Genomic DNA, 15656 nt, shown 5'->3' with positions numbered 1-15656 from the left:
GTACCGTCCCTGTGTCGTTACGCTTCACACGCCTTTGGTCACGAACTAGCTTTGCGCAGCCATGCGCTCTGATTGCTGGATCACCGGCTTGGGCAATGCCATGCGCAAGCTTTCGCGATACTGCTCCGCCGGCGCCTCATGCATGACCTCGACGACAGCATCGTAATTTTCTCGAATGACCTTCTCGATCTCAGCAATCTCGGCTCGGAAGAACTCTTTCCGCCCATTGACCTTGTTGAGCCGACCAGCTGCAAAATGCTCGTGGAGCTTCGCTTCCAATGCAGGAGCGTTGTTCGAGAACACCATCGCATGCACGTCGAACCAGAACGGTACCGAGGCGTCGCCGAGCTCATCAACTCGATCCATAGGCTCAAGGCGGCGAGTCATGCCAATCTTGTAGATGCCCTCTCCGAAAGCCCCCAGGTTAGAGATCACGTAGACGTACCCGGCTTTGGCATTCTGCTCACGGTAATCAATGAGCTTCTCTTCGCTCTCAAGCTCGGCGCGACCTGCCTCAACCTCGGCCAGTTTCACCAGCAGCGCTGAACGCTCCTCATCAGATTGCACTTGCTCAAGGCGGGCCTGGAGATCACGCATAGCGGTGGTGAAGTGCTTCCGCTCCTTCGCGATTTTCTCCCGGGCCGCGCGAATTTCCTGCTCGAGCTTCTGCTGCTCTCGAAGCTCTTCACGGGCGCGTTTGGCCTCTTCCTTTTCCTCTTGCTTCTTGATCTGGAACTCATGGGCAAGGTGCAGCTCATCGAGCTTAAGGTCGAGATAGATCCCAGAAATCTCCACGCTCATGATCTTGCCTAGTCGATTACATGCCTCATACGACTTGAGGATTCGCTTCTCGCCGAGCTCAACGTTGTCGAATTTCACATTGGCCACGCAGGCATCAGCTTCGTTGTTGAACGAGCGAATCACCAGCTTGATCATGTCGTTGACCAGCTTTCGACCTTGGGCTTGGCTGTTGTTCACCGTCCAGTTCATGTTGCCGGTGGCCGCCTGCCCATTCTTGATCAGGACTTTCTGACGATCACGGACGTGATCCAGTCGCTCCTTGTACTCCTGGCTGGAAGTCAGCTTGAACTTGGGCTCATACAGGGCAAAGCTTTCCAAGAGCAACGTTTCTTCCCAGACGAGTATCTGCCCCTGCAGGTCAGTGGAGCGCTGTGCGAGTGCAGCCAACTCCCTCTCTGAGCGTCGGGTCTCTTCGCGTACACCTGCCAGCTTCGCCTGCTCTTGCTCAATCAGCTTCTGGATATTCACTACGTCCATGGCGCCGATTTTCGTAACGAGCTCTTGCAGCTGCGAATGCTGTACCTGGAGCTCGGCAAGCTGTGCCTCGAGAACTTCCGCACGCTGTCGGTGAGCTGGGCCTTTCAGATAGTCGCTAAATGACATGGGTTCCTTCCTCGTTTTGAGTCGAATGCATAGACCAGAGAAGCACGAGGTAGGTATCGGAACGCCCTACGATGATTTGCCGTGCAAAGCCCACACGGCACTAGCTCAATGCACCTCTTCCCTGCTGAGAATGAGCGTAACCGGAGTGGAATCATAAAGCCATCATGAAGACAGCTAGGGTGCCGAGGGTTATGAGTGACCAGTGGTGCTCATATCAAGCTGCTGCCTTGCCTCACTCAACTCCACCTCCGCTTGCAGTAGCTCATTCTTGATGCCCGTCCACATCAGAACCAAGGTGGCAATTTTTTCGCGGGAGGCACTTAACTCCTCGCCCATCACAAGCAGCTCACTCTCAAGCAGAAGGCACTGCTGCTCGAGCAGCTCCTCTCGCGAGAAAAACGCGAAGCAGTCGTCCTGGGTCTCGTGTGGATTCTTCATGGCGCTCGTCACCGCGTGGAGTACAAATGTTCTCCTTCTGAGTTTAGCGAGATACACTGTATGCATCAACAGTACTTCGACGGAGGGGAATGCTCGTCACGCCTCCTTCCTGTCCTGAACAGAGGGACATTCAGACTGAGCCAGGCCGTGACCTCACGTGGAGCAACTGAGGACGAGAACATATGGAGGAATTGCACATGTCACTGAAGTCATCATTCGCCATCGTCCTTCGGACGCTTCGCACCAGGCGAAAAATCTCGCAGCGCGACTTCGGAGATACTAGCCGGACTTTCCTTTCCAAATTGGAAGGCGCCCGATCAAGCCTAACGCTGGACAAGCTCGAGCAGGTGAGCCACCGGCTTGAACTGAGTTCATTGACGTTGCTGACTCTTACCCTGAGCCAGGAGTCTGGTAAATCTGCAGCGGAACTCATCGGCGACCTCCGCTCAGAAATTGAGAGATTGGAACGCGATGGAGATATGCCGGGCTTGGAACAGGCTGCCCGTGAATCGCGCATACCGCTGGCTTCGTAGGCACGGCTAACACAGATGTGCTCACCAGAATCCTGAATCACAGGAAGCATTTTGTGCGTGTCGCCCAGGGAGTGGCATGACCTCAATAGAGCCAGGGCCCGGGTTTCGCTAGCGATGAGATCGTCGAGTCAGCTCAAAAAAATTTGGGGTAGCTCAAATTTTGAGTACAAAAGAGAAGCTAGCCGTCCTAACGGCCGAAGGAAGCGACACTTACTAATATGCCCCGAACCGTTGAATCAGATGACAAAAAGCAGGGCAAGCTCCCTGCTGAATATGTAGCTAGAAAAATCTAGGCTGCAACAGGAATCGCAACGACAGAAATGGCAGGAGCAGCGTCTGCTAGGGCATGGGAATTCTAGGAGAGTGGCGCTTTTCTTTGATTACAAAATATATACTCCGTCGCGCAAAAAAAATTTCAAGGGGGGTGGTTGAAATTTTTTTCATTCGAAGCTTTCGACGGACGTTGAGCTAACGAGTTGGCAAAGGTAGCTGCCCTCCTCGTCCTCGCCTCAATCTGTTGAGCCGGAGACTCAGGGATCAACGAAACCGTGAGATTCGATGATCCTCTGATTTGAAGGCCATCAAGCAGTGGGCTAGGCGCGCTTGGGCCAAACCACCTCCAGCTTGCTACGCGAGATGCGCCAGCGGCCGTCGATACGCTGATACTGATCCGCATACAGGCCAAGCAGGAATAGTGGGTTAGGATCAGGCTTGGACGCAGTTTCGAAATCGATGAGATAGCAGCGCCCTTCTGCGGTATCTGGCCCCGTCAGGATAATCGAGTGGTTGACGATGGCATGCATGAACGGATAGCGGCCTGTTTGGTCTCTATCAAATTTCTTGAACGCGTTCTCCAGGCCGACTCGTATTGACTCAATCCCTTCCATTTTTCCAACGGTCACCTCCACCACCGCATCAGCCGCGAAAACCTGGTCGAGCGCTTGGATGTTATTGCTGTCCAGGTGGTGAGCGTACAAGGTACGGAGATTACGGATCTCTTCACGATCAACGACGTCTTGAATGCTACTGCTCATTGGTATTCCTCTGTAACACTGAGCCAATACGGGCGCGAGACACGACAGATGTCGTCATTTCGTCGGATCGAAGCTAATGCCACGCATCCCTCACCCTAGAGCTGCTTACTTTAGTGAGGAAAAATCAAATGATAACCGGCATTGGATTCCAGTCACTTAGGAACCACAGGCTGAAATCGAGGCGGTTCGCGACTGGAAGGCTAAGCGCCCTGGCAATGGTCGCATGACGTAACAGCTTCGGCCGTCACCCGAAAAGAAGTCATTACACACTGGGCACATGTACCTGCGGCACCTCGTTGGGCACCATCCACGATTTTGCGATACGTCGTCTCGTTGGGTCAGCGCCAGTGCTGTACCAAACGCCTGGCAGTGACTGATCTAAAAGAGTCACTCACTGCCTGGCGAACGACGAAACGCCTAATCAATCGTTAAAAATTGCCCCAGTATCCAGGATCCGTAGTGAATCGCCGCCAACCCCAGAATCTGGGTCTTGATTTGGCCCAATTGCTGCCACGTAAACGCTTCTACGGCAAGACCAGAGATGATCGCGATAGCTACAAAAGCCGGCCAGGCCTTGAGAAAAAGCCGTAGTAGCCCACCATTTGTGATTGACGCCCTGATGCGCGGGAAGGCCCGGCGGTAGTCTGTCCCCACATAGGCGAGGTAAAGACCAGCACATACTCCGGTACCCAAAAGCACCGAGGTGCTTACGTTGACTGTCGCCAGCAGCCAGCACAGCGCCAATAGATTGCTACCCACCCAACTCAGCTGCTTGATGTATTTCTCGGCAGTTTTCATTTCAGGGATGGGAAATCGGGGATCGTATAATGAGCCGAACATGCGTATTCCTTACGTTCAGGCGAGCCCTATGCTCGCACTCTACCGATCGTAACGGCATAAGGCTCGCTCGCCTAACCGAAACATGACCTCTAAATTCGAGTGTGACATCGCTGAGCTATGGCCACAGTGCCGCTCTTCTACAATACTCGTCGCGCAGACGGGGTTTTCAATTTCCCCCCCTGAAACATGGAATGCGACGTTCCGTAACCACAGCGCAGGGACGGCTGCCCACCTCAAGCTCATGCCATTGGTAACTGATTAGCCGATTTTGTGGGCCTTAGGTTTGAGGGGTTGTGACGGAGGAAGCCCATGTGCTGACGCGCCACACGGCCGCTTTCAATCAAGCACCTCTGCCGTGATGACATCTCTCCAACGTCCGACACTAATCGTGTCTACTTCCCATACACCTCAGCAAGCAATGACATCCCTTGAAATTGATAAGACATGATATCATTAGGCCGCCATCGATCTACATAATGGGCGTGCAGAAACATGGACAAGCAATCTGGGAAGGAAACCCAACATGTCAACGACCTTAATATTCTAATTACCAAGGTAGTTCCGCAGGCGCCTTCCGTGTCAAGACCTTTAGAAACGGAAGCCGCAAAGGACGCCCCTCTCTTTCGTGGTTTTCATCCAATCGCATCGAGTACAATAATATGTTACGGATCCAACGGCCAGCAAAGGTGCCGAATTTTCTCAATACCTCGACTGTAATGGAAGAGCGAAGACGAATTTTAGATTTTCTTCGAAGAGATGAAGGTGACCGCAGGCAGCGTCGTGATGGGGTCAATGAGGATATGTTTTTTGACAGAGACTTTGTTAGAGCCCTAGCTCACACGTTCAAGGATAAGTGTGCATTCTGCGAGGTTGAGTTAATTGAGTCCGGACGCACCTTGCATATGCGCCCGCTACGCTATGTCGAAGGATTCAGCAAAGAATACCGGGAGTATTATCTCTGGTTGGCGTTTGAGTGGAGAAATTTGTTTTACTCCTGCGATGAATGCGCCCTCAGGAAAGGTAATAAGTTCCCAATTGAAGGCAGTCCTGCAAATTTTTTGTCAAGCTATCAAGATACTGTAAAGCATGAGCGTGCGCTGCTCATAGATCCTACAACTGACGACCCAGAAAAACATCTATTTTTTAGGCTCAACGGAGATGTTCACCCGCTGACTCACAAAGGCTACGAGACCATACAGACGTTTGGGCTCGATCGTTCTCAATTGGTCTACGCTAGGCTTAAAACAGTTCAAGATTTTTTTAGAGCGCTACAATACAGGGCTGACATGGACTTTCAGTCCATGCTTCATGCATATGCTCCACATTCAGGCTTCCTGCGAAGTATCCTTCGCAGATTAGTTGGGGCATGGAGACCGTTAGGGCGCTCATCTCTTGGCCGCGGTGACGCATTCATCCGACGTTTTGTAGAAGCATACGAAGCGGCTAGTAATGATGAGCATAGAAGATTAAAAGCGTCGATTGAAGAAATCGAGCGTGAAGAAAATCTACCTGAATTCTATTGGGAGGGTTCCCTTCCTTCAATTGACCATATACCTGGACGAGAATGGCATTACACCGCTGGAGAAATTTCAAATATAACCATCTCCAATTTCAAAGCCATTGAAAATCTATCGTTTACTCTGCCTAAGCGCAGGTCTCATAGATCTGGTACTCCGGCGCTCATGATCTTGGGGGAGAATTCAACTGGAAAGTCCAGCATTCTTACGGCAATTGCATTGGCGGCAATTGGAGCGAATGAAGCCAAAAAACTAAAAAAACATCTACCTGCACTGGTGCACAGTACGGCACTGAGCCGTTTCGATCAGTTAGATGATCGAGAAGTTTCAGCGGATATAAGTTTTCATCTGAGTGATCGCAGTGCTGCTTTTGTCTACAATCGTTCGCTAGAAGCTCCAGAAGGCTCGCCATATCCTGCTCTTAAAGTGCTTGCCTATGGGCCTCGCCGTTTTTTTGATACGGACAAGCGAAATCGGGGGTACGGGGCGGCTGCTCGTGTTGTAACTCTGTTCAACCCATTAGCAACAATTCCGTATCCGGGTGATTGGTTGCGAGCCCAAACAGGCTATAGATTTGACAGCATTGCGTCAGCCTTGAGAGTTGTCCTTGCGCTAGGTGACGATGACGAGCTGATTGTAGAACCAGATTATCTCGCAGTCAGAGCTAACGGGCGAGTGACCCCAATTGACGCGCTCAGTGAAGGTTATCGATCTGTGTTTGTCATGACGGTCGATATTATCCGCGAACTGATTGATGACTTTGAGAACCTAGAGGAGGCGCAAGCCTTAGTCCTCATTGATGAGTTGGAAACTCATCTGCATCCTCGATGGAAAATGCAGGTTATGACCTCACTCAGGAACGTATTTCCTAAAGTACAGTTTATTGTCACCACTCACGACCCGCTCTGTTTACGTGGGATGGACGACGGTGAAGTGATGGTGCTTCAAAGAGATCGAGCGGGACGCATCCACTCTCTAGCTGGTCTGCCAAGTGTTCAAGGTATGACTGCAGAGCAATTGCTAACCTCGGACTATTTTGGGCTGGCAAGCACAACTGACCCTTCAACCGAAATCCGCTTGGCCAACTTAGCGGGCGATGTAGCTAGAACAACTGGGCGAGGAGACTCGACATTCGCTCCTGCATTGGCTACGACCGAGCTTGTGAGCCGCTTGGCTATCGGTGACTCGCCAACAGAACAAATTGTTCAAGAGGCCTTGACTCAATATCTCGAGCACCGAGAATCTCAACGGGGAATGCTAAGACCGCAATTGCGCGCTGAAGCGGTAGAGGCTGTCCTAAAAGCTCTAACTGAGGACGATGTCTGATTATGAGGTACGTGGATCGCAGTTCGGTCGCCGCACCGCCTTCATTGACAACACCCAGTGCATCTGTCAGAGACGAGAAGCTGGGCGCTGCGGCGTACTATCGAACTTTCAACGCAGCTGCGGAGCCTCGTCCAGCCGCGTATACATTTAACCACTACAAAGGATTTGATGTCACCGCCGCCCTTCGCATTCTATTTCACGACAAATGCGCATACTGTGAAGACGAGGTTGGAGATGATATGGATGTTGAGCATTTCAGACCTAAGGGCGGTGTCACAGGTGACCCTGGGCATCCTGGTTATTGGTGGTTAGCCCACACCTGGGAAAATTTGCTCCCTTCTTGCACTCCTTGCAACCAAAGTAGACGCCAGCATCTAGTTACAGAACTTATGACTGAGGAGCAATTTTTAGCCCTACGATCCACGCAGGCTAAATATTCATATGGAAAGGCGAACCAGTTTCCGATCGACGGTGTTCGGGCTACATATGGTTTCCCTCTGACGACCGAACGGCCGCACTTGATTGATCCAACCGCCGAAGATCCAGAACCTTTTTTTAAATGGTCTGATGTAGGGTCATACAGCGTTGTTCTAGCTAATACCGATGATCCTTGGGTTTGCACTCGAGCTCTTGCTAGCATCAGTGTGTTTGCGTTGAACCGTCTGAAACTGGTTCAAAGTCGCACAAGGATCCTCAACGAATTAAGGTACCAAGCCAGCAGGACGATAGAAGAGCTTGAAGAGGACATGGCGTTAGGTGGATCACCAAAATCTGTGGAGCGAGCGCTCAAACGAGTTCGTGAAATGCGCAGGATGCAAGCTTCTGACATGCCCTACTCAAGCATGGTCAAGGCGTACGTAGACTCTTTTGAGGTACACCTGAAATCATTGTTGGTGCCGGAGGCAGTTTGATTGTCTTCACACCAAGAATCAAAGCATCGCTCCTCTCGCTTCAGAGCTCATATGCATCGGGCTCTGACTCGAGAGGATAGATCAGTCGACCAACGTGGAGTCGGTCGACTGCCTATTTCATGATAAAGGGTCAGCGAGCTGCACGAGATCCCATAAGGCGATCATTTTGATTGTCCACAGGCTCATGACCCTTAGCGGTAGCGGCTATCAGGTGGGGAGCGGTTTCTCGTGCTGCAGCTACCGCTACGAAGGTCATGACGCCTCCCAGGATTACATAGACCGCCAGAGGCCAGGATGCTCCTGCCCATGCGACTAAGGCCGCAGCCAGGAATGGAACAGGCCCGCTATGGATCATGCTGCCGCTGTGGTAACCGAGCGCAGAGCCCGAGTATCGAAGATGTGTGTCGAATTGCTCAGTTACGAAGCTGGCGAGTGGGCCGTATGTGGCAGCGTGCAGCAGCGGCAGGCAGAGCATCAGCGCAAAATAGACGTTAAGCGTCTCTGCAGAATCCACGAGCCAGAAGATCGGGTAGGCCAACAAAATCATCATCGCGCAGCCCGTCATCAAAATTGGGCGACGACCGTAGCGATCCGCCAAGATAGCGAAGACCGGAATGGTGAAAATCTGAACAAAAGATGCCAGGCACACTGCGCCCAGAACCGTCGAGCGGGAAAGCCCAACGGTGGTCGACCCGTACTTCAGGATGAACACCGTCGCGATGTAGAAAATGATGTTCGGCGCCGCCATTGAAAACATCGTGATGAGTACAGATCGCCAGGCTTTCGATAACACCTGGGCCACCGGGAAGCGCACCTCCCGACCTTCCCGCTTCACAGCGGCGAACTCGGGGGTTTCGGAGATCTTCAGCCGGATGTAAAGGCCAAGTGCTACAAGCAGTGCACTTGCGATGAATGGGATGCGCCAGCCCCAGCTCATCATCTCAGCTTCGGGAAGGAGCTGCACGAAGTAGAATGATGCGGTGGCTAGCACCAGGCCTGCCGGGATACCACATTGAGGCCAGCTGCCGTAAAACGCGCGCTGGCGTGGCGGCGCATGTTCAACAGCCATAAGAACTGCCCCGCTCCACTCTCCACCAATCGCAACACCTTGAACCAGTCGAGCCAGCAATAGCAGTATGGGCGCCCAGAGGCCGACTTGTTCATAGGTTGGCATCAATCCCACGGACAGGGTCGAGAGTCCCATCATGAGCAAGCTCAGTACAAGCATCGTCTTACGTCCTAAGCGGTCGCCGAAATGACCGAAGATTATTCCGCCCACTGGTCGAGCTATAAAGGCAGCACCGAAAGCGCCGAACGCTGCCAGCGTGCCCAGCAAAGGATCGAGAGTCGGGAAAAATACCTTGTTGAAGATCAGCGCCGCGGCGGTACCGAACAGGAAGAAGTCGAAGTATTCAATCAGCGTCCCGATGAAGCTGGCGGTTGCCACTTTCACGATTGGGGAGCGGTGCGGTTTGTCACTTGGGCGACTCATGGGCGCATCTCCAGTGGAGGTTTTTTATTGTGTTTGTGAACCGTCCTGGCCTTCCAGCAGTGCTGGATCAGGCCCAAGGAGTTTTGCAAGAGGCGTACCATCCTTGTGGCGCTGTGTAACTCCATGTTTACCAACGATTTTTCAAAGGATCAGCCAACTCGGCTGTTAATTTTGTATTTTCGGAAGACACTTCAATCCATGAGCACAGACACAAAAAAGGCGGCCTCGTGGCCGCCATCTTGAGAGGGTACGAAACTAAAGGGCGACGCCCTGACCGCCGTCAAGGTAGATGGTCTCACCGGTGAAGTAGTCCATCTGTTCCCGGAAGAGCATTGTGATGAGAGCCGCTACGTCTTTGGCTTTTCCAGGCCCACCGACGGGAATGCGAGAAGCTAGGAAATTCTTCACCTTTTCCGACTGAAGAAATTCCTTATTCAGGTCGGTCTCTATGTAACCCGGCGCCACCGTTATCACACGTATTCCCTTAGCCGCCCACTCGACCGCAAGGCAGCGTCCCATAGCTGCGATCGCTGCCTTTGATGCAGAGTAAGCCGCATTGCGACGAACACCCATCTTGTCAAAGAAGGAACCCACGTTAATGATGAGGCCGCCGTGACCCTCTAGGTACGGGTAGGCCTGCTGGCAGGCGGAGAACGTTCCGATCACGTTGGTCTGTACGACTTCGCTAAACTCGCTCAGTGCCTGTCGCGCAGATGGTGCTTCGAGCTGGATACCAGCGTTGTTAATCAGCCCGTGGATCGACCCTACCTTGGCGCTGAAGCTTTCCAGGGCTGCCGCAATTGAGGATGGATCTGTCACGTCACCTTTCAAGAAGACCAAACGATCTCTTAAATCGTTGGGAATCGCGACGGACTCCGGGCCCATACCTTTACGTGAAAAACACCCTACCGTGTTGCCAGAACTAGCGAGTTCCAGAGCCAGCACAGCCCCGATTCCGCGGCTCGCTCCCGTCAGGAAAATATTCTTCCCATTCATCTCAGAAATCCTTGAATTGTGGTGGGCGTTTTTCTACGAATGCAGCCATTCCTTCGTTGGCATCCGAGGTTTGGAATGTCAGCGTGGCGAGGTCTGCCTCGACTCGCAGTCCGTCCTGAAGCGTGGAACTCAGGGCGCGTTGGACTGCCTCCCGCGCGAATGATGTTGCCGCTTTGCTGTAACCACTGAACAGGTCAGCAAATGCCGTTGCTGCCTGCACAACGTCCTCTTCAACAACTCGATTCACGAGACCAATCGCTAGAGCCTCGCTCGCCTCCACGGTTCGTCCGGTAAGGATGAGCTCCATCGCTCTAGCCTCACCTACAAGCCGGGGGAGACGCTGTGTCCCGCCGTACCCAGGTATGAGACCCAGTTTCACTTCTGGTAAGCCCAGTCGAGCTTTGATTGACGCAATCCTGAACGTGCAGGCTAGGGCCAGCTCAAGCCCGCCTCCGAATGTGTAGCCATTAATCGCGGCAATCGAAGGCACGGGAAATTTATCCAGGCGTGCGAAGACGCTTTGTCCCAACTCGAGACCTTTACGTTGCTCTCCAAGCGTACGGTCTTGAAGCTCTTTGATGTCCGCGCCGGCACAAAATGCTTTGTCACCAGCGCCCGTAATGATCAGGGCTCGAATGTCCCACGTAGCGGCCTCATCCAACGCCTCGCCGATTTGGGCGAGGATTGAAAAGCTAAGGGCATTCAATGCCTCGGGACGGTCTAGAGTCAGGCGGGCGTAGAGTCCTTCTCGAGTGAGTGCTAGAGTCATCGATGTCTCTCGTGCTGGTTTTGTTGAAGCCCCCTCTAATGGAAGGCCTATGCGTATTGCTCAAGCCTGTGGAAGGTCAGGCAGGCTCGTATGTCATCGCAAGCGTCGTGCCATCCTCTCATGAACCCGTCCTGCCTCGTCTGCACCGTCCCCGTTCCAGGTTTCACGACTGCTTCGTGTCCGCGCTGACTACACGTAGCACTAACCTGCTGTAGCTTCAGGGGACAATGGAGCGACTTCCCTTGGCCTTCAGATGCCCAGCATCGACAGAATTCGTAGCCCCCACCGGCTTGGCACATCACTTGCGGTTGTAGGCTAAACGGGTCTTGGGGAAAACCATGATTGATACTTCCGTTATGCACCATCAGGGTGACCGTGCTCGGCGAATAATGACGGTGGCGGCTCAGCTGTTTCACGCACAGGGATATGAAGCGGTGACGTTGAGGCAGATCGCGCAACTTTCCGGAATCAGCTCGGGATCCCTGTACTACCACATTGAGAGCAAGCAGTCCCTCTTGGCCGATATCATAGATGAGGCGCTGTCACGCCTAGTCCATGCGAGTTCAACCGCAGACATGACCCAGCGGACTCCAGACCAACGACTTGCCGTTCTGGTGCGTATTTTCATGTCGCACGTGCAGCAAGATCGCCTTGCTCTAGGCCTCGCCTTCCGTGAAGTGGGTCGCATGACAGATCTTCAACGTGCAGAGATCGAACAACTACACCAGCGATATCGAGTGCTGCTGGGCTTAGCCATCAGCGCGCGCTGTGGGATGGAGGTAAACCATCCCAGGCTCAACCAGATCACCAGCAGTATCCTTGCTGTTCTTAAGAGTCAGCTTTACGACGAGGCGTGGCTGGTTGAAGAAGAGGCAGAAGCATTGCTCTGTGGAGTTGTCGACGCTCTCGTGCAAGGCCTTGATTGCCGCACTCCTTGCATGGTTAGTAAGCAGCAGATGGCTCGTGTCGACTGAACAAGGAGCATAACCATTGAAGCCAACCATGAGCCCGCGGCTCTAGGATCATGTCAACGTGCTTCATCGCTCCCAAGCCGCAGCTAGGCTATTGAAGGGCTTACTTCTACAGCGGGACGGGCATGCTGAGATTCCCAATCGCCTTCCTGTCACTTCAAAATGGAGTCAGTCCTAATAAGCCGAGCAGCGGCATCCCTGCCGCAGCCGTTAGAAGATAGATATCGGGTAGTCTACAATCACGCGAACTTCGTTGTTGTCGGCATATCGATAGCCGGTCGAACCTCGATGAGTAGCCTGCCTGACCCGAATGGACAAGTCTTTGGCAGGGCCAGATTGCACGACGTACCGAGCTTCAATATCACGTTCCCAATGGCGTACGTCATCACCTTCAGGATACACGTATCGACGGGTATAGAACGTGTTGTCACTCCCATGATTGCTGACATCATCCCCTCTCGCATAGCGCGTCATGAATGAAAGCCCTGGAACTCCAAAAGCTGCCATATCGATGTCATAGCGAAGCTGGAAAGATCGCTCGTTCGGCTCAGTAAAGGTCGAGAACTGGATCGCATTTGCGAGTGAAACTACACCAGGTGCCGTACCAAAACCAAGCCAATCCATAGGCTCATCGCTGTCAACTTTCTGATATGCCAACGTGAACGTGTGTGCTTTGTACTTATAGGCCATCGACAGGGAATAGGTAGTGTTATCAATTACGCTTGCGAGCTTTTTACCTGTATCAACTGTGCGGTATACGTTTGCATCAAAAGTAATGGACTGGCCGGCATCAATGGCATGGGTGTAATTACCGTTGGCATAGTACTGCTTCCATGTGTCCTTTGCCTCAGACGCGTAGATGGATGCCTTCAATGCATTTCCAAAACTGTATTTTGCGCCAACATAGCTAACGGACTTGATCGCAATTGGTAAGCCGTAGTCAGTCGTGAAATCGTCGTCATTATTCGACGAGTCCACGCCACCTTGGCCATTGAAATGCGCGGCATCGAGATGCAATTTATCGATGTCCCATCCGAGCATACCACCAGTTGCAGAGCTCGGGAAAAGCCTCACTGTGTTCACCGACAATACGGGTACGCTTGGGAATAGGTTGCCATATTGCAACAGCCCGCCGCCGTACCGCAATTTTACAGCGCCGCCTGACTTGCTAAAGTGATCTCGTGGCTCACCATCACTATCAAGTTGTGTCAGGCGAACACCCGCTCTGCCGCCACCACTGTCGAGTTTTATGCCCAAGAAGCTATACGCATCGAAACCTAAGCCTACAGTGCCAGGCGTAAACCCAGACGAAAAATTGGCCATGAAGCCTTGCGCCCATTCTTCAGCGTAGCCGTTGCGATCCCCTACGCTCTTGGAGGCATTAGTTCCTCCGCCATTGCTCATTCCGTGACGAAAGTCTCGATTGAAGTAAAAGTTACGAGACGTGATGGTTAGCTTGCTATCATCAATAAATGATGGTGAATGGCTTTCGTCAGCTTGGGCCTCACAAAAAAGGACAGAAAGCAATGCAACGCAAGTTACTTTTTTGGTGGTCATCTTTTTCTTCCAGCTATTGTTTTTGTAGTAAGGAGAGCAAGGTGTTGAGCGGGAATTAAGTATCAGGAAATAGAACTAACCTTGTATTGGCTGCTGCAACAAGTAACGACAACCAGCATTGAAATCTCAATGTTCGATCGTGATCAGCAATTGCATGTTGTTGATATGCTATGCGAAAGAAACCGACAGGTAGCTCTATCGAGATCATTTCCCAGACTAATTTTCCGTGTGCCGCGCAATAGGGTCGCTAGCTATTTCCATACTGCAGCATGCCCGCAGCGCTGGTAGCAACCGCGGGGCTTCCGAGCGCCGACTCAAGCCGTCACTGATGATGTGCCATCTAGTTCTTTGAGGTCTTAGGCACTTGATAGCCTAAAGCTTCCTCAGAATTATCTGATGGCACTGCATTGGGGTGTGCAATATTTATAGCGAAAATACCCGAAAGAACTGCGGGAATTGCCGCAAGGAACATGATGCCGACGAAGGGAATGTGGATGGCTATCAGCGTCGCTCCGACGAGGGGGCCTGCGATAGCGCCCAACCGACCCACGCCCAGCGCCCAACCCACTCCGGTAGCACGAATGTGTGGAGGATAGAAGTTACTGATAACACCATTCAATGTGAGCGATCCGCCGATCAGGCAGAACCCGGCCACCATTACGGCAAGAACAGTGAAAGTAGCGTTCCCATGCTCCAGGCCTACGGAAGCCGTAGCTATACCGCAAACCACCATGACTTTACCCACTAACCAGACTTTACTCTTAACCTTATCTGCTAGGTACGAAAGCGTGACAGCTCCGAGAGTCCCTGATGCCAGGAAGGCAGAGGTGGTAAGGCTTGCGGCGCTGGATGAGAACCCTGTATCTCTCAGGAGAGTCGGCAACCAACTGACGGTAAAGTAGAGAACAGTGAAGCTAGCAATGCAGGAACCCCAGATGAAAATAGTGGGCTTCAGGTAGCCATAACGGAAAAGATCAACAATCGTGACTTTCTGTGGCTTGCCGTCCTCCGAGATAGGAGCTGGCGGAGTCCATTGGGGCAGATATTTATGCAGCATGGCGGCCAGTGCAGCGCTCATGTGTTTAGCGCGGAACAGCCTGGACAAGGATTCAGGCAGCCACAGATAAAGCAGAGGCATCAAAAGCAAGGGAGCGACACCACCAACGATGAAGATGCTGTGCCAGCCGTAGACTTGCATGATGCTTGCAGCGATAAAGCCCCCCACAGCCCCGCCAAATGCGAAACCTGCGGCAGCCATTGTCACGAAGAACGTTTTCATTCTGGGAGGCGAATAGTCCGCCATCAAGGCCATAGCGCTTGGCATAGCACCACCCATTCCTATCCCGCAAAGAAAACGGATGGCCGCAAGAGTGTAGATGTCGTTAGCCCATGCGGACAGAAGCGTTAGCCCAGAGAACAGGAGTACGCAGCTGAGCAGTGTTTTCCTGATGCCGAAGCGATCTGCTAAAGGGGTTAGCAATAGCGAGCCGACGGTAAGTCCAAGTAGGTTGCAAGTAAATACAACACCGAATGCAGCTTTTGGTGTTTCCCACTCTTGCGCGAGGGTCGGGACAACAAATCCCAAAAGCTGAGCGTCGTATCCATCACAGATAAGCAATAGAACCAAAAGCACGAGGGTTTGAATCTGATATCGCGTAAGCGGTCGTTGATCTAAAGCAGCACGAAAGGCTTCAATTTGGTTATTCATCATGGCATTCCGATTATTTTTGTGAGGCCACGTAAGAATTAGTCGTTATTTTCACGACAGTTGGGTATTAGCCTGCATCGTAGGCAGCACAAGCTGAAATGCAGGGTGCTCGGTCGGCTGCTGCTCAATCCATAGATTTCCTCGAGAACGCACTACTCAG

The 15656-nt window shown here is 52.4% G+C and carries 13 protein-coding genes; 4 read left to right on the top strand and 9 right to left on the bottom strand.

Annotated features, from left to right (window positions below; translation table 11 throughout):
* Positions 1 to 45: 45 nt before the first annotated feature.
* Together V7787_RS01495 and V7787_RS01490 are read right to left on the bottom strand one after the other, a co-directional pair.
* Positions 46 to 1404: a DUF4041 domain-containing protein gene (locus tag V7787_RS01495; RefSeq protein WP_336085063.1), complete on the bottom strand. Its 1359-nt coding sequence runs from the start codon at positions 1402 to 1404 to the stop codon at positions 46 to 48.
* A gap of 189 nt (positions 1405 to 1593) precedes the next feature.
* Entirely contained in the window at positions 1594 to 1842 is a 249-nt protein-coding gene (locus tag V7787_RS01490) for a hypothetical protein (RefSeq protein ID WP_336085061.1), read from the bottom strand.
* Between the two features lie 197 nt (positions 1843 to 2039).
* Between V7787_RS01490 and V7787_RS01485 the strand changes: the two genes are divergently transcribed.
* The gene (locus V7787_RS01485; RefSeq protein ID WP_336085059.1) at positions 2040 to 2375 is read left to right on the top strand and encodes an XRE family transcriptional regulator; all 336 of its coding nucleotides are present in this window, start codon (positions 2040 to 2042) and stop codon (positions 2373 to 2375) included.
* A gap of 593 nt (positions 2376 to 2968) precedes the next feature.
* On the opposite strand, the gene V7787_RS01480 is transcribed toward V7787_RS01485, so the two are convergent.
* Both V7787_RS01480 and V7787_RS01475 read right to left on the bottom strand, forming a co-directional pair.
* A complete protein-coding gene (locus V7787_RS01480; protein WP_336085057.1) occupies positions 2969 to 3409 on the bottom strand; it encodes a nuclear transport factor 2 family protein in 441 nt (146 codons plus the stop codon).
* Positions 3410 to 3826: 417 nt separating this feature from the next.
* On the bottom strand, positions 3827 to 4249 hold the full coding sequence (locus V7787_RS01475; RefSeq protein ID WP_336085055.1) for a hypothetical protein: 423 nt from the start codon (positions 4247 to 4249) through the stop codon (positions 3827 to 3829).
* Positions 4250 to 4908: 659 nt separating this feature from the next.
* Here V7787_RS01475 and V7787_RS01470 point away from each other — a divergent pair.
* Together V7787_RS01470 and V7787_RS01465 are read left to right on the top strand one after the other, a co-directional pair.
* Entirely contained in the window at positions 4909 to 7092 is a 2184-nt protein-coding gene (locus V7787_RS01470) for an AAA family ATPase (protein ID WP_336085053.1), read from the top strand.
* Positions 7093 to 7103: 11 nt separating this feature from the next.
* Positions 7104 to 8003, top strand: a complete 900-nt coding sequence (locus tag V7787_RS01465; RefSeq protein ID WP_336085051.1) for a hypothetical protein — start codon at positions 7104 to 7106, stop codon at positions 8001 to 8003.
* Between the two features lie 130 nt (positions 8004 to 8133).
* On the opposite strand, the gene V7787_RS01460 is transcribed toward V7787_RS01465, so the two are convergent.
* The 3 genes from V7787_RS01460 to V7787_RS01450 all read right to left on the bottom strand — a co-directional run bounded on the left by V7787_RS01460 (position 8134) and on the right by V7787_RS01450 (position 11260).
* A complete protein-coding gene (locus tag V7787_RS01460; RefSeq protein ID WP_336085049.1) occupies positions 8134 to 9495 on the bottom strand; it encodes an MFS transporter in 1362 nt (453 codons plus the stop codon).
* Between the two features lie 255 nt (positions 9496 to 9750).
* Complete coding sequence (locus V7787_RS01455) at positions 9751 to 10491, bottom strand: SDR family NAD(P)-dependent oxidoreductase (RefSeq protein ID WP_336085048.1); 741 nt, start codon at positions 10489 to 10491, stop codon at positions 9751 to 9753.
* A 1-nt stretch (position 10492) separates the two neighbouring features.
* A complete protein-coding gene (locus V7787_RS01450; RefSeq protein ID WP_336085046.1) occupies positions 10493 to 11260 on the bottom strand; it encodes an enoyl-CoA hydratase/isomerase family protein in 768 nt (255 codons plus the stop codon).
* Between the two features lie 338 nt (positions 11261 to 11598).
* Here V7787_RS01450 and V7787_RS01445 point away from each other — a divergent pair, with 338 nt between their 5' ends.
* The gene (locus tag V7787_RS01445; RefSeq protein ID WP_336085044.1) at positions 11599 to 12234 is read left to right on the top strand and encodes a TetR/AcrR family transcriptional regulator; all 636 of its coding nucleotides are present in this window, start codon (positions 11599 to 11601) and stop codon (positions 12232 to 12234) included.
* Positions 12235 to 12441: 207 nt separating this feature from the next.
* Here V7787_RS01445 and V7787_RS01440 read toward each other — a convergent pair whose 3' ends face one another.
* Positions 12442 to 13788 (bottom strand): OprD family porin, encoded by a 1347-nt coding sequence (locus tag V7787_RS01440; RefSeq protein WP_336085043.1) that lies wholly within the window; start codon positions 13786 to 13788, stop codon positions 12442 to 12444.
* Between the two features lie 340 nt (positions 13789 to 14128).
* Positions 14129 to 15496, bottom strand: coding sequence for an MFS transporter (locus tag V7787_RS01435; RefSeq protein WP_336085040.1), 1368 nt, complete (start codon positions 15494 to 15496; stop codon positions 14129 to 14131).
* Positions 15497 to 15656: the final 160 nt, after the last annotated feature.

The organism is Pseudomonas sp. CGJS7 (genome assembly GCF_036961695.1).
The sequence above is the reverse complement of the archived record's forward strand: the minus strand, read 5'-3'. Positions and strand labels throughout refer to the sequence as shown.